Origin of the sequence: Streptomyces sp. NPDC093984 (genome assembly GCF_044764595.1) — a bacterium.
Taxonomy (GTDB): domain Bacteria; phylum Actinomycetota; class Actinomycetes; order Streptomycetales; family Streptomycetaceae; genus Streptomyces; species Streptomyces cynarae.
This window is the reverse complement of the sequence record NZ_JBIWIM010000004.1, coordinates 395,937-417,595: the sequence shown is the minus strand read 5'-3', so window position 1 is coordinate 417,595 and position 21,659 is coordinate 395,937. Positions and strand designations below refer to the sequence as shown.

Sequence of the window (21,659 nt, the reverse complement as noted above, 5' to 3'; positions counted from 1 at the left end):
GGGTATGTGGAAGTGGTCCTAGAACGCGGCCTCGTCCAGCTCCATGAGGTCCAGGTCCACGCCCTCGGCGACCTTGCGGGCCAGGGTCACGCCCGGCAGGACGTTGGCCGCGAAGAACTTCGCCGCCGCGATCTTGCCCTGGTAGAACGCCTTGTCCTTGTTCGACGCGCTCGGCAGCTTCTCGGCGGCGACCGCGGCGCCCTTCAGCATCAGGTAGCCGACGACCACGTCACCGGAGGCCATCAGCAGGCGGGTGGTGTTCAAGCCCACCTTGTAGATGTTCTTGACGTCCTGCTCGGTGGCCGCGAGGTCGGTCAGCATCAGGCCGACGATCGCCTCCAGCTCCACGGCCGCCTTCGCGAGGTGGTCGCGGGCCGCGGCCAGCTCCTCGCCGCCCTCGCCCACCGCCAGGAACTTCTTGATCTCCTCGGCGAGCGAGTTCAGCGCGGCACCCTGGTTGCGGACGATCTTCCGGAAGAAGAAGTCCTGGCCCTGGATCGCGGTGGTGCCCTCGTACAGGGTGTCGATCTTGGCGTCGCGGATGTACTGCTCGATCGGGTACTCCTGCAGGAAGCCGGAGCCGCCGAAGGTCTGCAGCGACTGGGCGAGCTGCTCGTAGCCCTTCTCGGAGCCGTAGCCCTTGACGATCGGCAGGAGCAGGTCGTTCAGCGCGTGCTCCGTCGACGCGTCCTCGCCGTTCGCCTCCTTGACCGCGATCGCGTCCTGGACGGAGGCGGTGTACATCACCAGCGCCCGCATGCCCTCCGCGTACGCCTTCTGCGTCATCAGCGAACGGCGCACGTCCGGGTGGTGGGTGATGGTGACCTTCGGCGCGGTCTTGTCCATGAAGTTCGCCAGGTCGGGACCCTGGACGCGCTCCTTGGCGTACTCCAGCGCGTTCAGGTAGCCGGTGGACAGCGTGGAGATCGCCTTCGTGCCGACCATCATGCGGGCGAACTCGATGATGCGGAACATCTGGCGGATGCCGTCGTGCTTGTCGCCGATCAGCCAGCCCTTGGCGGGGTGCTTGTCGCCGAACGTCATCTCGCAGGTGTTGGAGGCCTTCAGGCCCATCTTGTGCTCGACGTTCGTGGCGTACACGCCGTTGCGCTCGCCCAGCTCGCCGGTCTCGAAGTCGAAGAGGTACTTCGGGACGAGGAAGAGGGACAGGCCCTTGGTGCCGGGGCCGGCGCCCTCGGGGCGGGCGAGGACGTAGTGGAGGATGTTCTCCTCCATGTCGTGCTCACCGGAGGTGATGAAGCGCTTCACGCCCTCGATGTGCCAGGAGCCGTCCTCCTGCTGGACGGCCTTGGTGCGCCCGGCGCCCACGTCCGAGCCGGCGTCCGGCTCGGTGAGCACCATCGTGGAGCCCCAGCGCTTCTCGACGGCTATCTTCGCGATCTCCTTCTGGACCTCGGTGCCCTCCTCGAAGAGGATGCGCGCGAACGCCGGGCCGGACGAGTACATCCAGATCGCCGGGTTCGAGCCGAGGATCAGCTCCGCGTAGGCCCAGATCAGGGACGGCGGGGCGGTGGTGCCGCCGATCTCCTCGGGCAGGCCGAGGCGCCAGTACTCGGAGTCCATGAAGGCCTGGTAGCTCTTCTTGAAGGACGCCGGGACCGGCGCGGTGTTGGTCTCCGGGTCGAAGACGGGCGGGTTGCGGTCGGCGTCCGCGAAGGACTCCGCCAGCTCGTTCTCCGAAAGGCGGGTCAGCTCCTCGAGGATGCTCTTGGCGGTCTCGGTGTCCATCTCCGCGAACGGGCCGGTGCCGTACAGCTTGTCGCGCCCGAGCACCTCGAAGAGGTTGAACTCGATGTCGCGGAGATTCGACTTGTAGTGCCCCATGGCGACGGCTCCGTAGAGGGATCGGCGAGGCACTGTCTCCTCGCAACTGGTTCATCTACCAACAAGTAGCTCCGATGATGCTACCCGTCGGTAATAAGAAGCAACCCCTCATGGCCCAGATGTGGCCCACTACTCTTTGGGGCATGTACGGCTACCAGAACGCGGGCGCTCAGCAGGGTTACGCCTCGGAGCAGATGCCCGGGCAGCAGATGCCGGGTGGGCAGATGCCCGGCGGGTACGGCCAGCAGCCGCCGCTGTACCCCGAGCCGTCGCCGCCGTCGCTCGCGGACGCGGTCCGTGCCTTCACCACCGGGTCGATGTCCGCGGAGGACTTCCAGCAGATCTTCGCCACGTCCAAGGTGTACTGCCCGCGCGGCGACAACCCCGGCTTCCTGGCGCTGCACAACACTCAGCAACCGGTGATCCCGATGTTCACCTCGCTCAAGGAGTTGCGGCGGTACGCGGGCAAGGAGTCGAAGTACTTCGTGATCACCGGGGCGGAGGTGATCGACCTGCTGCCGACCGGCTACGGCTTCGTCCTGGACATGGAGGGCGAGCATCGGATGGTGTTCGACGCGAAGGCCGTCGAGCAGATGGTCGAGTTCGCCATGCGCCGGATGTATGGCTAGACGCCCTTGCCGCGCGGACGGCCAGGTGCCGTCCTGCCGGCCTCGCGCCCCCTGGCGGGGCGCACCCGAGCCCGGAGGGAATGCCCTCCGGGCTTTCTGTGTTTCGGGGTGGCAGAAAGTTCAACGGTCAACTAAACTCGGACCACAAGGAGGTACCGACATGCCCGCAGTGACCGTCGAGAACCCGCTGACCCTTCCCCGTGTGGTCGCACCCGCCGACGCGGTGGCCCGTCCCGTGCTCGGTGTGACGACCGCGCCCAGCGGCTTCGAGGGCGAGGGCTTCCCGGTCCGCCGCGCCTTCGCCGGGATCCACTACCGCCACCTCGACCCGTTCATCATGATGGACCAGATGGGCGAGGTGGAGTACGCGCCCGGTGAGCCCAAGGGCACCCCCTGGCACCCCCACCGCGGCTTCGAGACCGTGACCTACATCATCGACGGCGTCTTCGACCACCAGGACTCGCACGGCGGTGGCGGCACCATCACCAACGGCGACACCCAGTGGATGACCGCCGGCTCCGGCCTGCTGCACATCGAGGCCCCGCCGGAGTCCCTCGTCGTGTCCGGCGGCCTGTTCCACGGCATCCAGCTGTGGGTCAACCTGCCCGCCAAGGACAAGATGATGGCCCCCCGCTACCAGGACATCCGCGGCGGCCAGGTCCAGCTGCTGACCACCCCCGACGGCGGCGCGCTGATCCGTGTCATCGCCGGTGAGCTGGACGGCCACCAGGGCCCCGGCATCACGCACACCCCGATCACCCTGATCCACGCCACCGTGGCGCCGGGCGCCGAGGTCACCCTCCCGTGGCGCGAGGACTTCAACGGCCTCGCCTACGTCCTGGCCGGCCGCGGCAGCGTGGGCGCGGAGCGGCGGCCGATCCGCCTCGGCCAGACCGCCGTGTTCGGTGCGGGCTCCTCGATCACCGTCCGCGCGGACGAGAAGCAGGACTCCCACACCCCGGACCTGGAGGTCGTCCTGCTCGGCGGGCAGCCGATCCGTGAGCCGATGGCGCACTACGGGCCGTTCGTGATGAACACCCGCGAGGAGCTCCAGCAGGCGTTCGAGGACTTCCAGAAGGGGCGCCTCGGGACCGTCCCGGCGGTCCACGGGATGACCGACAGCGGGCCGCAGGGTTCCTGAAGGGCCATTTCCTGACGCCGCGTCACCCGGGCGGGCCGTCCGTACAGGACAGCCCGCCCTCGGCGTGATCCGCTGGAGGGGTGCAGCTCCTCCCCGAACCAGTCCGCCGGCTCGCCGCCTGGTGCGCCGTCCTGCTGCTGGTCTCCGGGGTCGTCTGGATCGTGGTCCGGCTGTGCGGTCAGTTCCGTACGGCCGTCGTACCCGTGCTCCTCGCCCTGCTCGGGACCGCGCTGCTCGGGCCGCTGCACCGGCGGCTCGTGCGGGTCGGCGTGCACCGGTCACTCGCGGCCGGGATCACGTGTGTCGCCGTGGTGGCGGTGGTCGGCGGGGCGGTGTACATCATCGTCACCGCGCTCATCGACACCGGAGACCAGATCGTCGCCTCGCTCAAACGGGCCGCGAAGTCGCTCGGGCGGTACTTCGGGGCGGCCGGCACCTCGCTCGACGACCTGGTCTCCCACTCCAGGGAGCTGCTCGCCAAGTTCGGCGGGACCGCCGCCTCCAACGTCATCAGCGGCGTCAGCGTCGTCGCCGAGAGCCTCGCGATGGCCGTCCTCGCGCTGCTGCTCGTCTTCTTCTTCCTGCGCGACTCCGACCGAGCCGTCGGACTGCTGCGCTCGCTCGCCCCGCACGGCACCGCCGACGCCCTCGAGGCCACGGCGCGGCGCGCCTTCCAGGCCGTCGAGGGGTTCATGCGCGGGACCACGGTCATCGCCCTCATCGACGCCACCCTGATCACCGTCGGGCTGCTGGTCCTGCGTGTCCCGGGCGCGATCGGGCTCGGCGCGCTCGTGTTCGTCGGCGCGTACATCCCGTACCTCGGCGCCTTCATCTCCGGTGCGGTCGCCGTCCTGGTCGCCCTCGCCGACCGCGGGCTCGTCATCGCGCTGTGGGCGCTCGGCGTCGTCATCGCCGTGCAGGTCCTGGACGGGCACGTGCTCCAGCCGGTGGTCCAGAGCCGGACCGTGCGGATGCACCCGGCGGCGGTGCTGCTGGCGCTCACCGCGGGCGCGTCGGTGGCCGGAATCCTGGGGATGCTGCTGGCCGTACCGGTGACGGCGGCGGCGTTCGGCGTGGCGCACGAGCTGCGGGTGCGGTACGGGCGCGGCCCCGAGGCTTCACAGGACGGGTAGGGCCGGCGGCGGCGCCCGGGCACCATTCCATGGATCCCGTGCGCCCCTGGGCCCCGTGCGCCTACGCCTCCCCGTCCTCCTTCACCGGCTCCTCCTCCAGCTCGAACCAGATGCTCTTGCCCTCGCCCCGCGGATCGACGCCCCAGGCGTCCGCGAGGAGCTCCATGAGGACCAGGCCGCGGCCCGAGGAGGCCAGCTCGCCGGGGTGGCGCCTGTGCGGGAGGTCGTCGCTGGCGTCCGTGACCTCCACCCGGACCCGGCGCCCGGCCCGGCCGCCCAGGCCGTCGCCGTCGCCGGAGACCTCGGCCACCAGCAGTGCGTCCGCGTCGGTGTGCACCAGGACGTTGGTGAGCATCTCGGAGGCCAGGAGCACCGCCGAGTCGACCTGCTCGGCGGAGGACCAGTCGTGCAGCAGTTCGCGCAGCTGCTGCCGGGCGCCCGCGATCCGCTCGGGCTCGGCCTGCGCGATCGTCAGCGCCGTACGCCGTATCACCGGCAGTACCGGAGTGACCGTGCCGCCACAGGTGCCCGCCCCGCTCGCACGGCACAGCAGCACCACGGCGATGTCGTCCTCGCGCCGGTCGGTCAGCGGCCCGGTGGCGTAGTGCGAGGAGGGCCCGTGCACGGCCTGGACCAGCGCGTCGGCCAGCTCCTCCATGTCACCGTCGTGCTCCTCGAGGATGCGCCGGATCCGCCGCCAGCCGGTCTCCAGGTCGTGGCCGCCGGTCTCGATCAGGCCGTCCGTGCAGAGCAGCATGGTCTCGCCGGGCTCCAGGACGAGCCGGGTGGTCGGGTAGTCCGCGTCCGGGTCGATGCCGAGCGGCAGCCCGCCCGAGGTCGGCCGCATCAGCACCGTGCGGTCTGACATGCGGATCGCGGGGTCCGGGTGGCCGGCCCGGGCGATCTCCAGTGTCCCGGTCGCCGGGTCCACCTCCACGTACAGGCAGGTCGCGAAGCGCAGGTCGGCGCCGTCCTCGCCGTAGGTCATGCCGTGCAGGAAGCGGGAGGCGCGGGAGAGGACCGCGTCCGGGCGGTGGCCCTCGGCGGCGTACGCGCGCAGGGCTATCCGCAGCTGGCCCATGAGGCCCGCGGCGCGCACGTCATGGCCCTGGACGTCGCCGATGGTCAGCGCGAACCGGCCACCCGGCAGCTGGATCATGTCGTACCAGTCGCCGCCAACCTGGAGCCCGCCGCCGGTCGGCACATAGCGCGCGGCCACCGTCATGCCGGGTATCTGCGGGCCCAGCGTGGGCATCATCGAGCGCTGCAGCCCGTCCGTCAGCTCCCGCTCCGTCTCGGCGGCGCCCGCCCGGGTGAGGGCCTGGGCGAGCATGCGGGCGACCGTGGTGAGCACCGAACGCTCGTCGGGCGTGAAGGCGACCGGGTGCTTGAACGCCGCCATCCAGGCGCCCATCGTGCGTCCCGCGACGGTGAGCGGAAGGAACGCCCAGGACTGGCGACCGAACTGCGCGGCGAGCGGCCAGGAGGCCGGGTAGCGGGCCTTGTACTCCTCGGGAGAGGACATGTACACGGCGCGGCCGGTGCGGACGACCTCGGCGGCCGGGTAGTCCGTGTCCAGCGACATCTGGATGAAGGGCGCCTCGTCGCCCGGCTTGTGCCCGTGGTGGCCGATGACGGTCAGCCGGTCGGCCTCGACCCCGAAGACGGCCAGCCCGTCCGGCGAGAACCCGGGCATCGACAGCCCGGCCGCGACCCGCAGCACCTCCTCCGTGGACCGCGCCTCCGCCAGCGCGCGCCCCGCGTCCAGCAGGAACGCCTCGCGGGAGCGGCGCCAGTCGCCGATGACGGGCGCCCGGGCGGCGGCTCCGGGGACGGGCTCGGTGACCTCCTGGAGGGTGCCGACCAGCTTGTACTCGCCGGTGCGCGCGTCCAGCGACGGCTTGGAACGGCTGCGGACGATACGGACGACACGGTTGTTCTCGTCCATGATCCGCATCCGGACCTCGGCGATGGTGCCCTCGGCGAGGGCAAGCTGGACCACCCCGTCGACCTCGTTCCAGTCGACCGGGTGGAACCGGGAGCGGATCTGGGCCTCGGTGAGCGTGGTCGGCTCGGCGGGCAGCCCGACGAGCCGCGCGGCCTCGGCATCCAGGGTGACGAGCCCCGCGGCGGCGTCGTAGCGCCACATGCCGGTCGCCACGGCAGCCAGGACGTCCCCCACGGCGGGCAGGGGCTCACCAGTGCGCATTGCCCCACTGTAAGAAGAGAGGATCGGGAGGTGCCACTGAAAGTGAGCAACAGCCGATCTTGAGCGGGTTCGCGGTGATTCCGGCGCACCGGAAGAATCGGGGCGAGGCGACGTTGGGGCGGCCGGTACGCTTGATGGGTCCGGGCCGTGCCCGCCCGGAGGCGCCGGGGCGAGCGGCCCCGGCGAGACCCCGATCCTGCGAAGACTGGATGAACGACGATGCACCGGTACAGGTCCCACACCTGCGGCGAGCTCCGCGCCTCTGACGTCGGCAAGGACGTCCGGCTGAGCGGCTGGCTGCACAATCGGCGCGACCTGGGCGGCATCCTGTTCATCGATCTGCGCGACCACTACGGCATCACGCAGCTCGTCGCCCGCCCGGGCACGGCGTCGTACGAGGCCCTGGACAAGCTCTCCAAGGAGACGGTCGTCCGCGTCGACGGCAAGGTCGTCTCCCGTGGCACGGAGAACGTGAACCCGGACCTGCCGACCGGTGAGATCGAGATCGAGGTCGGCGAGGTCGAGGTGCTGGGCGCGGCCGCCCCGCTCCCCTTCACGATCAACACCGAGGACGGGGTCAACGAGGAGCGGCGCCTGGAGTACCGCTTCCTGGACCTGCGCCGCGAGCGCATGCACCGCAACATCATGCTGCGCACGGCCGTGATCTCGGCGATCCGCCACAAGATGGCGGCGATGGGCTTCAACGAGATGGCGACCCCGATCCTGACGGCGACCTCCCCCGAGGGCGCCCGCGACTTCGTGGTCCCCTCCCGTCTGAACCCGGGCAAGTTCTACGCGCTGCCCCAGGCGCCGCAGCAGTTCAAGCAGCTGCTGATGATCTCCGGCTTCGACCGCTACTTCCAGATCGCGCCCTGCTTCCGTGACGAGGACGCGCGCGCGGACCGTTCGCCGGGCGAGTTCTACCAGCTCGACGTGGAGATGTCCTTCGTCGAGCAGGAGGACGTGTTCCAGCCGATCGAGAAGCTGATGACGGAGATCTTCGAGGAGTTCGGAGGCGGCCGGCACGTCACCTCCCCCTTCCCGCGGATCCCGTTCCGTGAGGCGATGCTGAAGTACGGCTCCGACAAGCCGGACCTGCGCGCCCAGCTGGAGCTGGTCGACATCACCGACATCTTCGAGGGCTCGGAGTTCAAGGCGTTCGCGGGCAAGCACGTGCGCGCGCTGCCGGTGCCGGACACGGCCTCGCAGCCCCGCAAGTTCTTCGACCAGCTCGGCGAGTACGCGGTGGAGCAGGGCGCCAAGGGCCTGGCCTGGGTGCGGGTCGGCGAGGACGGCTCGCTGTCCGGCCCGATCGCGAAGTTCCTGACCGAGGAGAACGTCGCGGAGCTGACGAAGCGGCTGTCGCTGTCGGCCGGCCACGCGGTGTTCTTCGGCGCGGGCGAGTTCGACGAGGTCTCCAAGATCATGGGCGCGGTCCGGGTGGAGGCGGCCAAGCGGGCCGGCCACTTCGAGGAGGGCGTCTTCCGCTTCTGCTGGATCGTCGACTTCCCGATGTTCGAGAAGGACGAGGACACCGGGAAGATCGACTTCTCGCACAACCCGTTCTCGATGCCGCAGGGCGGCATGGAGGCGCTCGAGACCCAGGACCCGCTGGACATCCTGGCCTGGCAGTACGACATCGTCTGCAACGGCGTGGAGCTGTCCTCGGGCGCGATCCGGAACCACGAGCCGGACATCATGCTCAAGGCCTTCGGTATCGCGGGCTACGACGAGGAGACGGTGGAGCGCGAGTTCGCCGGCATGCTCCGCGCGTTCCGCTTCGGCGCCCCGCCGCACGGCGGCATCGCCCCGGGCATCGACCGCATCGTGATGCTCCTGGCGGACGAGCCGAACATCCGCGAGACGATCGCGTTCCCGCTCAACGGCAACGCGCAGGACCTGATGATGGGCGCGCCCACGGAGCTGGACGAGGCGCGGCTGAGGGAACTGCACATCTCGGTGCGCAAGCCGCAGGCGAAGTAGCGAGGCAAGAGGGTGGCCCGGAACCGACGGTGGGTTCCGGGCCACTTTCGCGTGGGAGAGGCCGGCCGGTTCGTCATCCGGTTCCGGGCTTCTGCTGTGAGGGGCGTGGCGCGTGACCTCGGTGCGGCGTACGGCGTTGATCACGTCGTACGGAAAGGAGAGCGGATGGTCGGCTCGTCGCACGAGGCGCTGCACCGGATCTTCCAGAAGGACCCGGCGCTGCTGACGCGTGCCCTGCAGCAGGTGTTGAACATCCCTTTCCCCGAGCCGCGCGAGTTCGCGGCCATGAACGTGGACCTGACGGAAGTCGAGCCGGTCGAACGCCGGGTGGACACGCTGCTGCGGGTGCAGACGGACCAGGGGGAGTATCTCCTGGTCGTCGAGTCGCAGGGACGGAAGGACGAGGCCAAGCGGGGTAGCTGGCCGTACTACCTCTCGTACTTATATGAAAAGTACGGCTGCGAGCCGGTGCTGATCGTCATCACACAGAACAGTGCCACGGCAGCCTGGGCGGCCGAGCCGATCCACCGCGTTCTCCCTGGCCGTCCGTCGATGACGGTACGGCCGTTGGTACTGGGCCCGGACAATGTGCCGTTGATCGCGGACGCGCGGGAGGCCGAGCGGGACGTACCCCTCGCGGTGCTCTCGGCGATGACACATGGCAAGGGCCCGAGGGTCGCGGCCATACTGGAATCCCTGGTAGCCGCTCTGCGCACCATCGACGCCGAGAGCGCGGCGGCGTTCGTGCAGTTCGTCGACTCATGCCTGGACGACCCCCGGGCGAAGGAGATCTGGAGGGACTTGATGGCTGCGGTCCAGTACTTCTGGAGGCACCCGCTGGCGGAGCAGGTGCGTGAGGAAGGCCGTGAGCAGGGCCGGTTGGAGGATCGCGCCGAGATGACCCTGCGCATTCTGGAGTGGCGCGGTATCCCTGTTCCGGATTCCGTGCGGGAGCGGGTGCAGGGCTGCACGGATCTGCGGCAGCTCGAAGTCTGGGCTCAGCGGGCGGTTCACGCGACGCGTGCCGAGGACTTGTTCGACGAGGATGCCGTCTGAGTGAGGTGGCCGCTCGAGGAGGGACTTGATGGCTGCGGTCCAGTACTTCTGGAGGCACCCGCTGGCGGAGCAGGTGCGGGAGGAAGGCCGTGAGGAAGGCCGTGAGCAGGGCCGGTTGGAGGATCGCGCCGGGATGACCCTGCGCATTCTGGAGTGGCGCGGTATTCCGGTGCCGGACTTCGTGCGGGAGCGGGTGCAGGGCTGCACGGATCTGCGGCAGCTCGGGGTCTGGGCACGGCGGGCACTCCATGCGTCGGACGCTGCGGAACTGTTCGACGACGAACGGGGAATCCGCTGAGGTGGTGACCGGAAAGATGAGCAGGCGAGTGCGGCAACCTTTTGCGACCGTCAACTGGAAGCCGACGCTCACCGCGGGTCTTCAGACCTCCGCGAAGAACCTGCCGGCGGAACTGGCCGGCACCACCGGCGCCGGGGTTCTTTCCTAGGAGCACGCAGACGCAGACGAACAGGGGCCCGGGAGCCTTTCGGCTTCCGGGCCCCTTTCGGTGTGCGGGCGCCGCTACTCCGTCTCGCCGCCGAAGCGCTCCTTGTACGCGGCCAGGTCCTCGTCCGTCAGCTTCGCGAACAACACCGGCGGGACCGTGAAGGGCGTGCCCGGGGTGACGGCGGTGAGGGACCTGGCCTCCTCCTGCGTGACCCAGGCCGCCGTGTCGTCCTTCAGGTCGAAGGCCGCGCGCATGGCCGCCGAGGACGTCGGGATGAACGGCTCCGAGACCACCGCGTACAGGTGGATCAGGTTCATCGCCGTGCGCAGCGTGAGGGCCGCGCCCTCCTTGTTGGTCTTGATCTCCAGCCAGGGGGCCTTCTCCTCGAGGTACGAGTTGCCGGCCGACCACAGGGCGCGCAGCGCCGCCGCCGCCTTGCGGAACTGGATGGCCTCCATGTGCTCCTCGTACTCCGCGAGCAGACGGGCGATCTCCTCGCCGAGCCGCGCCTCGGCCTCACCCGGTGCGCCGCCCTCGGGGACGGAGTCTCCGAAGCGCTTGCGGGAGAAGGAGAGCACGCGGTTGACGAAGTTGCCCAGTGTGTCGGCGAGGTCCTTGTTCACCGTGGCCGTGAAGTGCTCCCAGGTGAAGGAGGAGTCGTCCGACTCGGGCGCGTTCGCCATCATGAAGTAGCGCCAGTAGTCGGCGGGCAGGATCTCCAGCGCGTCGTGCGTGAAGACGCCGCGCTTCTGCGAGGTGGAGAACTTGCCGCCGTAGTAGTTGAGCCAGTTGAAGGCCTTGATCACGTCGACCTTCTTCCACGGCGCGCGGGTGCCCAGCAGGGTCGCCGGGAACATCACGCTGTGGAAGGGCACGTTGTCCTTGCCCATGAACTGGGTGTAATGGACGTCCGCGTCCGACTCCCACCACCAGGAGCGCCAGTCGCGGTTCTCCGGGTCCTGGTCCGCCCACTCCTTGGTCGCGCCGATGTACTCGATCGGGGCGTCGAACCAGACGTAGAAGACCTTGCCCTCGGCGGCCAGGTCCGGCCAGGTGTCGGCCGGGACCGGGACGCCCCAGTCCAGGTCACGGGTGATCGCACGGTCGTGCAGGCCCTCGGTGAGCCACTTGCGGGCGATGGAGGAGGCGAGGACCGGCCAGTTGTCGGCGCGCTCGTCCACCCAGGCCTCGACCTCGCCGGCCAGGGCCGACTGGAGGAGGAAGAGGTGCTTGGTCTCGCGGACCTCCAGGTCGCTGCTGCCGCTGATCGCCGAGCGCGGGTCGATCAGGTCGGTCGGGTCCAGCACACGGGTGCAGTTCTCGCACTGGTCGCCGCGGGCCTTGTCGTAGCCGCAGTGCGGACAGGTGCCGATGATGTACCGGTCCGGCAGGAAGCGGCCGTCGGCGTTCGAGTACACCTGGCGGATGGCCCGCTCCTCGATGAACCCGTTCGCCTTCAGCTCGCGGGCGATCTCCTGGGTGATCTCGCGGTTCTGCGGGGAGGAGCTGCGGCCGAAGTAGTCGAACGCCAGGTTGAAGCCGTCGTAGACCGCCTTCTGGGCGTCGTGCGCCTGGGCGCAGAACTCGTCCACCGGGAGACCCTGCTCCTTGGCGGCCAGCTCGGCCGGGGTGCCGTGCTCGTCCGTCGCGCAGATGTACAGGACCTCGTGGCCGCGCTGGCGGAGGTAGCGGGAGTACACGTCCGCCGGGAGCATGGACCCCACCATGTTGCCCAGGTGCTTGATCCCGTTGATGTACGGAAGGGCGCTGGTGATGAGGTGTCGAGCCATCGCGGGCTGCTCCCAGGTCGATACGTGGGGTGACGACGTCCTGCTCTCGGGTCGGCTGGGCATCGTCTACGAACCTTGAAATCGTAGCCGACATGGGTACGCCGCCCGCTTCGCGTTTTGGGGGGTGAGAAGCGGGCGGCGTCCCAGGGGGCGTCCGGGGAGGTTTACGGGCGCCAGTTCGCCAGTACGCCCTCGTAGACCTCGGCGTCCGTGAGCTCGCGCGGGGTTTCGCCGGCCAGGAAGTGCGACGTGTTGTCGGTCTTGAGCTTGCGGAGGTAGTCGAAGGCCTTGTTCTCCGGGTCGCCGAAGGCGATGAAGGAGAAGAAGAGCTGGGGGTGGCTCTTCGCGGCCTCGGTGAGGGACTGGGTGGCGGGGGTCTTCGCGTCCGGGGCGCCGTCCGTCTGGAAGATCACCAGGGCGGGGAGGTCCGGGTTCTCGGACTTGTCGTGGTGGGCGATCACCGCTTCCACGGCCGCGTGGTAGCTGGTGCGGCCCATACGGCCGAGGGACGCGTGGAGGGTGTCGATCTTGTTCTCGTGGTCGGCGAGGGTGAGCTCGCCGGTGCCGTCCAGTTCGGTGGAGAAGAAGACGACGGGGACCGTGGCCTCCGCATCGAGGTGGGCGGCGAGGGCGAGGACCTGCTCGCCGAGGGCCTGGGCGGAGCCGTCCTTGTAGTACGGGCGCATGGAGGCGGAGCGGTCGAGCACGAGGTAGACCCTGGCCCGGGTGCCGGTGAGGTGGCGGTCGTCGAGGACGGTTGCGGCGGCCTTGTAGGCGGTGAGGAGGCCGGGGGCGCGGGTCTTCAGGCGGGTGGCGGGGATGGCGGGGGCGGCCTTCGGCTTGGGCGAGGTCGCCTGCGGGTTCGCCTGCGGCTCGGGCTCGGGCGCGGGGTCCGCCTCGGCTTCGCCTTCGGCGGGGGTGTTCCCACCCGCACCACCCGTGCGGGTGGTGGTGTCGGGTGCGGGTGACTCCTGTGGGGCTTCCTCGCCGTCGGCGGCTGTCGGGTCGTCGGTGGGAGCGGGCGTGGGCTGCTCGGCGGTGGCCGGTTCCGGTGCCTCGTCCTCCGGCTCCGGCTCTGCCGTCACCTCCGTGGTGGGCTGCGCCTGGGCCACGGGCTCGGTCTTCGCCTCGGGCTCGGTCTTCGCCTCGGGCTCGGTCTTCGCCTCGGGCTCGGTCTTCGCCTCGGGCTCCGGCTGAGGCTCGGGCTCGGTCTTCGCCTCGGGCTGAGACTCCGGCTCCGCCTTCGCTTCGGCTTCCTGCTGGGCCTCCGGCTCCGGCTCCGCCTTCGCTTCGGCTTCCGGCCCCGCCTCCGCCTTCGCTTCGGCTTCCGACTGGACCTCCGGCTCCGGCTTCGCCTTTGCGTCGGCCTCGGGCTCCGGCTTCGCTTCGGCCTCCGGCTCCGCCTTCGCTTCGGCTTCCGACTGGACCTCCGGCTCCGGCTTCGCCTTTGCGTCGGCCTCGGGCTCCGGCTTCGCCTCGGCCTCCGGCTTCGCCTCGGCCTCCGGCTCCGCCTTCGCTTCGGCTTCCGGCCCCGCCTCCGCCTTCGCTTCGGCCTTAGGCTCGGGGGCCGCCTCGACTTCCGCCGTCGCCTCAGCGGTGGGCTCCGTCTCGGGCTCGGGCTCCGGCTCGACCTTGGTCCGCAACTCCGGCTCGGCCTCGGCCTGGGGCTCAGCCGCCGCCTCGGCCGTCGGCTCCGTCGCAGCCGTTCGCTTCGGAGTTTCCGTGGTCGGTGGCTCGTCCCTGGGGGTCGGCTGCCTCGGTACCGTCACGTTGTCGAACGCCGCCGCCACCAGTTCGTGTTCCTCGTCCGTACGGCCCGAAGACTGCGCCGGTACCGCCGGCTCCGGTTCCGTCGACTGCGCCGGGGCCGCCGGCTCCGGTTCCGTCGACTGCGCCGGGACCGCCGGCTCCGGTTCCGTCGACTGCGCCGGGACCGCCGGCTCCGGTTCCGTCGCCCGTGCCGGTACCGCCTGCTCCGGGGCCGTCGACTGGGCCGGGACCGTCGGCTCCTGTGGCTCCCGCGTGGGCTCCTCCTCGGCGGAGCGACCCTTGCGTGAGCGGCCGAACGCGTTCCGCAGGAGAGTGAGAATGCCCATGTGCGCAACCCTTCGCGTGAGTTGATGCCCGTCAATCCCTGGCCAGGACGGACACGTAAGGTTAGCGGCCGAAGGCGGCGATCCTGGGTACCGTCCGAACATCGGAACCGCCGCCTGTCAATACCGCGATTCCGCCGTTACACATCCTCGGGGCCGAGACGGCTCGGCTCGCGCGGCACGCCACGCCGAGTGCCGCCCAACCCCCGTACGGTTCCATCCGGTTCACCGATCGTTCATCCCTCTGCATTGCTCCCGCACACCCGATCCCCCTAGCGTCACGCCCACACCAAGGGTTCGTATGGGGAGAGTAAAGTGCGCAAACTGCTGCCGCTGATCGGTACGCCGTCCGGTTCGCATCCCGGCGGGCGGTCCGCCCTGACCTGCCGCTTCCGGTGCGGTGACGCCTGTTTCCACGAGGTGCCCAACACCAGTTCCAACGCGTACGTCGGCGATGTCGTCACCGGCGCCCTCAGCCGCCGTTCCGCCCTCCGCGCCGCCGCCGTCGTCACGGTGGCCGCCACCACCGGTACGGCCGCGCTGGCGGCGACCGCCTCGCGGGCCGAAGCCGCCGCCCCGGCCCGCGCCGGCGCCGCCCGCGGCCTTCGTTTCACCCCCGTCGCGCCCAACACCGCCGACGCCGTCACCGTCCCCGACGGCTACCGTCAGAACATCGTCATCCGCTGGGGCGACCCCATCCTCCGCGGCGCCCCCGCCTTCGACCCCGAGCACCAGACCGCCGCCGCTCAGGCCGGCCAGTTCGGGTACAACAACGACTTCCTCGCCCTCCTCCCGCTCCCGGGCGAGTGCGGCCGCCAGCTCCTCGTCGCCAACCACGAGTACACGGATGAAGTGATCATGTTCCGCGGGTACGACCCGGAGAACCCCACCCGGCAGCAGGTGGAGGTCGCCTGGGCCGCCCACGGGCTCTCCGCCGTCGTCGTCGAGGAGGACGAGCGCACCGGGCACCTGGCCGCCGTGTCCCGTCATCCCCTCAACCGCCGTGTCACCGCCACCACCGAGTTCCGGCTCACCGGGCCGGCGGCGGGATCGGAACTCCTGCGGACCTCCGCCGACCCCTCCGGCCGCAAGGTCCTCGGCACCCTCAACAACTGCTCCGGCGGCACCACCCCGTGGGGCACCACCCTCCACGGCGAGGAGAACTTCAACCAGTACTTCGCGGGCGGCAGCCGGGCCACCGACAAGCGGTACGGCGTCGGGACCGGTGCCACCGAGCGGAAGTGGGAACGGTTCGACAAGCGGTTCGACATCGCGCAGGAGCCCAACGAGGTCCACCGCTTCGGGTACGTCGTCGAGTTCGATCCGTACGACCCCGCCTCCACGCCCCGCAAGCACACCGCCCTCGGCCGCTTCAAGCACGAGGCCGCCACCGTGCGGCTCACCGAGGACGGGCGGCCCGTCGTCTACTCGGGGGACGACGAGCGGTTCGACTACTTCTACAAGTTCGTCAGCAGCAAGCGGATGCGGCACGGGAACTCCCGGGCCGTGCGGGAGCACAACCTGTCGCTGCTCGACGAGGGCACGCTGTACGTCGCCAGGCTCACCGGTGACTCGCCGGCCTCCGAGATCGACGGGAGCGGGAAGCCGCCCGCCGACGGGGAGTTCGACGGGTCCGGCACCTGGATCCCGCTCGCCACCGCCACCGCCCACGGGGCCGTCTCGCACGTCGAGGGCATGACCGCCGAAGAGGTGTTCGTCTTCACCCGGCTGGCGGGAGACAAGGTCGGCGCCACCAAGATGGACCGCCCCGAGGACATCCAGCCCTCCCCGCACACCGGCAAGGTGTACGTCGTCCTCACCAACAACTCCAACCGGGGCAAGCCCGGGTACGCGGCCGCCGACGAGGCCAACCCCCGCAACGTCAACAAGCACGGGCACATCCTGGAACTCACCGAGCGCCGCAACCGGCCCGACAGCACCGCCTTCGCCTGGTCCCTCTTCCTCGTCGCCGGTGACCCCGCCGACCCCTCCACCTACTTCGCCGGGTTCCCCAAGGACAGGGTCAGCCCCATCTCCTGCCCGGACAACGTGGCCTTCGACCCCCACGGCAACCTGTGGATCTCCACCGACGGCAACCAGCTCGGCTCCCACGACGGCCTGTTCGGCGTGGCGACGAGCGGTGACCGGCGCGGTGAGCTGAAGCAGTTCCTGACCGTGCCCACCGGTGCCGAGACGTGCGGGCCGATCGTGCAGGACCGGCGCGTGGTCGTGGCCGTGCAGCACCCGGGCGAAATCGACGGCGCGTCCGTGGAGAAGCCGGCCAGCACCTGGCCCGACGGCCCCGGGAAGATCGTCCGCCCGGCCGTCGTCGCGGTGTGGCGCGCGGACGGACGCGACGTCGGCGTCTGAGGCCGTACGGCAAGACGGCAGCACGGCAGTAAGGCAGGACGGCATTGAGAAGTACGGCCGTACGGCACGTGGGCGGTCGTGGTCTCAGTGCGGGGACGCGATCGCCCGTGCCGCCGCCACCTCCTGCCGCAGCGGCTCCAGGATGCTCTCCGCCGGGCCGGTGAGGTCGGTGCGGACGGGGACCAGCACCTCCGTCTCCCGCAGGCCCTCCGACAACTCCCGCAGTTGCAGGGTGATCTGGGCGATCTCGGCGGGCGACGGCGGCGGTGCCCCCTGCTTCACCCGTACCCGGGCCGCCGTCGTCGTGTCCACGATCCGTTCCACCGCGACGACCAGCGGCCACCAGGCGGCGGCCCGGCGGCCGGTCGGCGGCGGTTCGGTCAGGGCCCGCTGGAACTCCGTACGGATCGTGGACAGATCCCGGTACAGGCGCCGTCGCATCCGGGCGCGGGAGGCGGGGTCCGCGGTCTGACCGAACGCCTTCTCCACGTACACCGCCGTGTCGGCGACCGCGGTCGCGAGCCGGTCGCCGACACGTGTCTGCCAGCTCTCCGGCCACAGCAGGTAGCCGGCCACGAGGGCGATGCCGCAGCCGATGAGGGAGTCGACCAGCCGGGGCACCAGGAGGGCCGTGCCCAGGTGGTTCAGGATGTCGGACAGGAGCAGGATCACCGGGGTGATCGCGGCCGTCTGGTAGCCGTAGCCGCGGGGCGTCAGCGCGGGGATGAGCGGGGCGAGGACCACGAGCGTCGGCACGTCCCACCAGCCGCGCGGCACCGCGGCCAGCACGACGGCCGCCACCAGCAGGCCCGCCACCGTGCCGAGCGCGCGGAGCAGGGCCCGGGAGAAGACCGAGCCGAAGTCGGGCTTCAGCACGAAGGTGATCGTCAGGGCGATCCAGTAGGAGCGCGGGACGGGGACCAGGGACACCAGGGCCTGGGCGATGCCGATGCACAGGGCGAGGCGCAGGCCGTAGCGCCAGGAGGTGCCGGACAGCAGGACGTTGCGGGCCGTACGGTAGGCGCGGACCCGCAGGGAGGCGGGACGGCCGAGGCGGTCGACGATCGTGCGGGGGTCGAGGTTGTGGGCCGTGACGACCTCGGCGGCGTGGCGCAGCGCGTGGTCGAGGGCGCGGTCCGTCTCCCCGGCGGGGACCGGCAGGCCGAGGTCGAGGGGGTCGCGGCGGCCGGCGGCGATGGCGTCCGCGAGGAGCCGTACGGCGGCGGGGACCTGCTCGGGCAGCGGCCTGCCGTAGTGGTGGGCGGCCGGGGCGGCCTCCACGACCGGGGTGATCGCGTTCAACTCGGCGATCAGCCGGACCAGTTCGGGGCTGCGGCCGTGGTGGCGGGCGCGCCGGGCGAGGATGAGGTCGTAGGACTGGTTGAGGGACTGGGTGACGGCGTACCGGGCGGCGTCGTACGTCTTCGTCCCGCAGGCGCCGAGCAGGTCGGCGACCGCGCGGTAGGTGCCCGCGACGGCGGCCCGTTCGGGTACGCCCGAGCGCAACGGCCAGGAGAGCAGGGCGAGGGCCAAAACGAGCAGGCCGCCGCCGGAGAGCAGCAGCGGGGGGAGCCACCAGGGCTGCGGCAGCGGAAGTCCGGCGCCGATCACGCAGTTGAGGAGCAGCAGCAGTCCGGAGACGGAGGCGACCGCGCCGATCGAGGAGATCAGTCCGGACAGCAGTGCCACCGAGGTCATGGCGGCGACGGCGAGCCAGCCCTGCCCGAACACCAGGGAGCCGACGGTGACGCCGACGGCGCCGAAGAGTTGGGGGATCGCGATGTTGAGGATGCGCATGCGGTACGCGTCCGCGGTGTCGCCGATGACGCCGGACAGGGCGCCCATGGAGGCGATGGCGCCGTAGGCGGGTCCCCCGAGGGCCAGCCCGATCGCGAGGGGCAGGGACATCGCGATGGCGGCGCGGACGGCGGCGGGCCGGTTGACGGGGGCCTGCTGGGGTTGGAGGTTCCTGACCAGCCAGTCGGGAGGGGTGAGGCCGATGGGGAACTCGCGGGGCATGCCCTCATTATCGCTAATGCGTGCGGGTGACCCTTTGGGCTGTTTGGCGCTCTGTGTGCCGGCCGGGTTCGTGGAGGGTGAGGTCGACGACCAGGGCGCGGTGATCGGTGTCGGCGATGTGCAGGAAGCGGGCCGAGCCCACGGAGAAGTCCGGGGAGACCAGCACATGGTCGATCTGGGCACCGAACGGCGGGGCGGTGCGCGCGGGCCAGGAGGGCGTACGGGCGTGGTCGGCGAGGCGGGCGCTGTCGCGCAGGCCGGTGCTCAGGATGCGGCGGAAGGCGGCGTGGTCCTCGGAGGCGTTGAAGTCGCCGGCGAGGACGGTCGGGCCGCCGTGACCGGCCGCCGCGTAGGCGCGGAGCTCCCCGAGTTCACGGCGCCAGAGCGCGAGCTGGCCGGGGAGCGGGGGCATGGGGTGGGCGAGCTGGAGGCGCACCGGGTGGCCGTCGACGTCCGCGACGGCGCCCGGCATGCCCATGGTGCCGGGCACGCCGGGCGCGGGCCCGAGCGGGAACCGGCTGAGGATGACCGAGCCGTCCGAGCCGCTGCCGTCGACGGCCCTGCGGTAGGGGTAGGTGCCGTGCGCGCCGCCGAAGGCGCGCTCGAGGAGGGCGGAGCAGCGGTGTTCGCACTCCTCGACGAACACGATGTCCGGACGGGCGCGGCGGATCGCGGGGACGAGGGAGGGGGCGCCGCGGCCGAACTCGACGTTCGAGGTCAGCACGCGAAGGCCGGCGAGCGGGGTGCCGGTGGGTTCCGCCTCGCTGCCGTACGGCTTGGAGAACCACGCGAGGGCCATGAGCGCCAGGGCGCCCCACACCATTCCGGCGCGCCAGCGGGCGAGCAGGGTGAGGAGGAGGGCGAGGGCGGCGGGGAGGAGCAGCCAGGGCAGGAAGGCGAGCAGCTGGGGCACGGGGGTCACGCCGTCGGTGCCTGCGGCCCGGCACACGACGGCCACGCTCACTCCGGCCAGCAGGACCCCACCGGACCATGCCCCGGCGAGACGCCCCCGGGACCGCCGCCGCACCTCGGCCTGCGGGCCCGCCGCCACGATCGTCGTCTCCACGCGCCGCCGCCTTCCCCCGGTGGACCGGATGCCCGAATCCTCCCTCAAGACGGGGAGTTGCGGGGGATGGTTGCCGACGCGGAGGGGAAGAGACGGTGCGGAAGCGGTGCTACCGGAGCGCTGGGGTGCTAGCGGACAGCCACGGGGCCACGTGAGCGCTGCGGTGCTGGCGGACAGCTACGGGGCCACGTGAGCGCTGCGGCGCTGGCGGACAGCCACGGGGCCACGTGAGCGCTGCGGCGCTGTCCGACAGCTACGGGGCCCGTTCCGGGCGCGGTACCGTCACCAGGGACCAGATCACGAAGCCGCCGATCGCGATGGCGATGATCGACCAGATCGGGGCGTACGGCAGGAACATGAAGTACAGGATCATGTAGAGGGCCGCCAGGCCCACACCCACCCAGCGGGCCCACTCCAGGCCCTGCAGGACGCCCCACCCCGTGATCGCCACGAGAGCGCCGACGATCAGGTGGATCCAGCCCCACGTGGCGAGGCTGAACTGGTACACGTAGTCGCCGACGCGGACGTAGACGTTGTTCGTGGCGATGCCGGCGATGCCGTTCAGCACGCCGATGATGCCGCCGACCATCATCAGGACCCCGGCGAACGCCATGCCGCCGGTGGCCCACGCCGTCTGTCTGGCGTGCGTGGTGGATGCGGTGTGCTGGACCATGGGGTTGCCTCCTAGGGACGGGGCCTTCCCCCGCAGGTTCACCCCGAGGAGGGTGCGCCGCAGGGTGAAGCGGTCCGAACGGGTGAGCGCAGAACTCCCGCGGCCGCCCGGCGCGGAGGGTGCCTCGCGCACCATGTCAGGCCTGGACCTGCGACGGTCGCTCCGACGGAACCCGTGCGGGCTCCTCGGACGCTCGCCGGCGTCGCAGGTACCGGCCCGTGAGCCAGGCGGCCAGGGCCACCAGGAGGCCGAGTCCGAGCAGCAGCCAGGAGACCAGGCGCAGGGTCTCGGTGAGCGCGTCGTAGACCGCGCCGGCCGCCGGATGCGAGACGTCCGGCGGCAGGTCCGCCAGCGTCATGCGGCGCCCCACCGCGATCGCGACCCCGAGCAGGGCCGCGCCCAGCGCGGTGCCGAGGCCGGTCGCCAGCACGGCCCGGCGGCGGCAGACGGCCACGAGGATGCCGGTCACCGCGAAGGACACGGCGGCGACGGGAAGCCAGAAGCCCGCGACTTCGAGCACGTGGAACCCCTTCCGGAGCTTCGTCAGGTCCTGCGACTGCAGCAGCGTGATCTCGGTGTGCGCGACGGGGATGCGGCCCGCGAACGGCACATGCTCGTCGACGAGCTGCTGCTTCATGCGCTCGGTGACGGGGGCGAGGTCGAGGGTGACGGGCCCGTCGCCCCGGTCGTCGTCGTGCAGCGCGCGCATCACGGCGTCGTGCGCGCTGAGGTTCGCGGTGTCCCAGGCGGCGCGGAAGGCCTCCGTGTCCGTGAACGAGCGCACCGCGTCGTGGACGAAGGCGTGCACGGAGCCCCGCAGGGGCGGGCTGACCCGCACATCGCGCATGATGCCGTCGGTGACGGCACCGGCGATGGCGTCGCGGACCTCGGCGTCGGAGGCGAGCGGGGCGGTGCTGGCCGCGTAGCGGTCGGCGTCCTCGATGCCGTACTTCGCCCACGCGGCGAGCACGCCGAGCGGTGCGAGCAGACACGCGAGGCCGACCAGTACGGCGGACAGGACGCTGCGAACACGTCGGGACACGCCACCAGGGAATCGCCAGCACGGACGGCGCGCGAGCGGACCGCGTGCAAACGGGTGGACGGGGCGGCGGCGCGGTGACCGCGGACGGGCGCGAACGGGCGCGGTCCCGGACGGGCCGGGTCGGTGCGGGCCCGGCTCCGGGGCCGCGCGGTGACGTCCTCCGC

At 71.1% G+C, this 21,659-nt stretch carries 16 protein-coding genes; 8 read left to right on the top strand and 8 right to left on the bottom strand.

All coding sequences use genetic code 11. The annotated features are described in order from the left end of the window. Positions 1–18 precede the first annotated feature (18 nt). Entirely contained in the window at positions 19–1,845 is a 1,827-nt protein-coding gene (locus tag ACIRC0_RS17895; RefSeq protein WP_403617355.1) for an acyl-CoA dehydrogenase, read from the bottom strand. A 143-nt stretch (positions 1,846–1,988) separates the two neighbouring features. Between ACIRC0_RS17895 and ACIRC0_RS17890 the strand changes: the two genes are divergently transcribed. The 3 genes from ACIRC0_RS17890 to ACIRC0_RS17880 all read left to right on the top strand — a co-directional run bounded on the left by ACIRC0_RS17890 (position 1,989) and on the right by ACIRC0_RS17880 (position 4,748). After that, positions 1,989–2,474 (top strand): SseB family protein, encoded by a 486-nt coding sequence (locus tag ACIRC0_RS17890; RefSeq protein ID WP_263234842.1) that lies wholly within the window; start codon positions 1,989–1,991, stop codon positions 2,472–2,474. Between the two features lie 160 nt (positions 2,475–2,634). Then, entirely contained in the window at positions 2,635–3,615 is a 981-nt protein-coding gene (locus tag ACIRC0_RS17885) for a pirin family protein (protein WP_200421569.1), read from the top strand. An 80-nt stretch (positions 3,616–3,695) separates the two neighbouring features. Next, the gene (locus ACIRC0_RS17880) at positions 3,696–4,748 is read left to right on the top strand and encodes an AI-2E family transporter (protein ID WP_403617099.1); all 1,053 of its coding nucleotides are present in this window, start codon (positions 3,696–3,698) and stop codon (positions 4,746–4,748) included. 61 nt (positions 4,749–4,809) lie between these two features. Here the strand turns inward: ACIRC0_RS17880 and ACIRC0_RS17875 are convergent, their stop codons facing one another. Then, entirely contained in the window at positions 4,810–6,957 is a 2,148-nt protein-coding gene (locus tag ACIRC0_RS17875; protein WP_403617098.1) for a SpoIIE family protein phosphatase, read from the bottom strand. A 219-nt stretch (positions 6,958–7,176) separates the two neighbouring features. Here ACIRC0_RS17875 and aspS point away from each other — a divergent pair, with 219 nt between their 5' ends. The 4 genes from aspS to ACIRC0_RS17855 all read left to right on the top strand — a co-directional run bounded on the left by aspS (position 7,177) and on the right by ACIRC0_RS17855 (position 10,442). Further along, positions 7,177–8,940, top strand: coding sequence for an aspartate--tRNA ligase (gene aspS / locus ACIRC0_RS17870; RefSeq protein WP_403617097.1), 1,764 nt, complete (start codon positions 7,177–7,179; stop codon positions 8,938–8,940). A 165-nt stretch (positions 8,941–9,105) separates the two neighbouring features. After that, the gene (locus ACIRC0_RS17865) at positions 9,106–9,996 is read left to right on the top strand and encodes a hypothetical protein (protein WP_403617096.1); all 891 of its coding nucleotides are present in this window, start codon (positions 9,106–9,108) and stop codon (positions 9,994–9,996) included. Positions 9,997–10,024: 28 nt separating this feature from the next. Continuing rightward, positions 10,025–10,294 carry a hypothetical protein gene (locus tag ACIRC0_RS17860; RefSeq protein ID WP_403617095.1) on the top strand — a complete coding sequence of 90 codons (270 nt, stop codon included), beginning with the start codon at positions 10,025–10,027 and terminating at the stop codon, positions 10,292–10,294. Positions 10,295–10,310: 16 nt separating this feature from the next. Further along, a complete protein-coding gene (locus ACIRC0_RS17855) occupies positions 10,311–10,442 on the top strand; it encodes a hypothetical protein (RefSeq protein ID WP_403617094.1) in 132 nt (43 codons plus the stop codon). Positions 10,443–10,516: 74 nt separating this feature from the next. Here the strand turns inward: ACIRC0_RS17855 and metG are convergent, their stop codons facing one another. Together metG and ACIRC0_RS17845 are read right to left on the bottom strand one after the other, a co-directional pair. Continuing rightward, positions 10,517–12,232, bottom strand: a complete 1,716-nt coding sequence (metG, locus tag ACIRC0_RS17850) for a methionine--tRNA ligase (protein WP_403617093.1) — start codon at positions 12,230–12,232, stop codon at positions 10,517–10,519. A 164-nt stretch (positions 12,233–12,396) separates the two neighbouring features. After that, entirely contained in the window at positions 12,397–14,328 is a 1,932-nt protein-coding gene (locus ACIRC0_RS17845) for a VWA domain-containing protein (RefSeq protein ID WP_403617092.1), read from the bottom strand. A gap of 312 nt (positions 14,329–14,640) precedes the next feature. On the opposite strand from ACIRC0_RS17845, the gene ACIRC0_RS17840 reads away from it, so the two are divergent. Further along, positions 14,641–16,695 carry a PhoX family protein gene (locus ACIRC0_RS17840; protein ID WP_403617091.1) on the top strand — a complete coding sequence of 685 codons (2,055 nt, stop codon included), beginning with the start codon at positions 14,641–14,643 and terminating at the stop codon, positions 16,693–16,695. An 84-nt stretch (positions 16,696–16,779) separates the two neighbouring features. On the opposite strand, the gene ACIRC0_RS17835 is transcribed toward ACIRC0_RS17840, so the two are convergent. The 4 genes from ACIRC0_RS17835 to ACIRC0_RS17820 all read right to left on the bottom strand — a co-directional run bounded on the left by ACIRC0_RS17835 (position 16,780) and on the right by ACIRC0_RS17820 (position 21,495). After that, positions 16,780–18,714: an FUSC family protein gene (locus tag ACIRC0_RS17835; protein ID WP_403617090.1), complete on the bottom strand. Its 1,935-nt coding sequence runs from the start codon at positions 18,712–18,714 to the stop codon at positions 16,780–16,782. A 13-nt stretch (positions 18,715–18,727) separates the two neighbouring features. After that, positions 18,728–19,780, bottom strand: coding sequence for an endonuclease/exonuclease/phosphatase family protein (locus ACIRC0_RS17830; protein WP_403617089.1), 1,053 nt, complete (start codon positions 19,778–19,780; stop codon positions 18,728–18,730). A gap of 253 nt (positions 19,781–20,033) precedes the next feature. Further along, positions 20,034–20,453, bottom strand: a complete 420-nt coding sequence (locus tag ACIRC0_RS17825) for a hypothetical protein (RefSeq protein WP_403617088.1) — start codon at positions 20,451–20,453, stop codon at positions 20,034–20,036. A gap of 136 nt (positions 20,454–20,589) precedes the next feature. Continuing rightward, entirely contained in the window at positions 20,590–21,495 is a 906-nt protein-coding gene (locus tag ACIRC0_RS17820) for a hypothetical protein (protein WP_403617087.1), read from the bottom strand. Between the last annotated feature and the right edge of the window lie 164 nt (positions 21,496–21,659).

Coding starts and splice junctions, on each gene's coding strand:
- ACIRC0_RS17895 (WP_403617355.1), bottom strand. CDS start 1,845: ATGGGGCACTACAAGTCGAATCTCCGCGACATCGAGTTCAACCTCTTC.
- ACIRC0_RS17890 (WP_263234842.1), top strand. CDS start 1,989: ATGTACGGCTACCAGAACGCGGGCGCTCAGCAGGGTTACGCCTCGGAG.
- ACIRC0_RS17885 (WP_200421569.1), top strand. CDS start 2,635: ATGCCCGCAGTGACCGTCGAGAACCCGCTGACCCTTCCCCGTGTGGTC.
- ACIRC0_RS17875 (WP_403617098.1), bottom strand. CDS start 6,957: ATGCGCACTGGTGAGCCCCTGCCCGCCGTGGGGGACGTCCTGGCTGCC.
- aspS (WP_403617097.1), top strand. CDS start 7,177: ATGCACCGGTACAGGTCCCACACCTGCGGCGAGCTCCGCGCCTCTGAC.
- ACIRC0_RS17865 (WP_403617096.1), top strand. CDS start 9,106: ATGGTCGGCTCGTCGCACGAGGCGCTGCACCGGATCTTCCAGAAGGAC.
- ACIRC0_RS17860 (WP_403617095.1), top strand. CDS start 10,025: ATGGCTGCGGTCCAGTACTTCTGGAGGCACCCGCTGGCGGAGCAGGTG.
- ACIRC0_RS17855 (WP_403617094.1), top strand. CDS start 10,311: ATGAGCAGGCGAGTGCGGCAACCTTTTGCGACCGTCAACTGGAAGCCG.
- metG (WP_403617093.1), bottom strand. CDS start 12,232: ATGGCTCGACACCTCATCACCAGCGCCCTTCCGTACATCAACGGGATC.
- ACIRC0_RS17845 (WP_403617092.1), bottom strand. CDS start 14,328: ATGGGCATTCTCACTCTCCTGCGGAACGCGTTCGGCCGCTCACGCAAG.
- ACIRC0_RS17835 (WP_403617090.1), bottom strand. CDS start 18,714: ATGCCCCGCGAGTTCCCCATCGGCCTCACCCCTCCCGACTGGCTGGTC.
- ACIRC0_RS17825 (WP_403617088.1), bottom strand. CDS start 20,453: ATGGTCCAGCACACCGCATCCACCACGCACGCCAGACAGACGGCGTGG.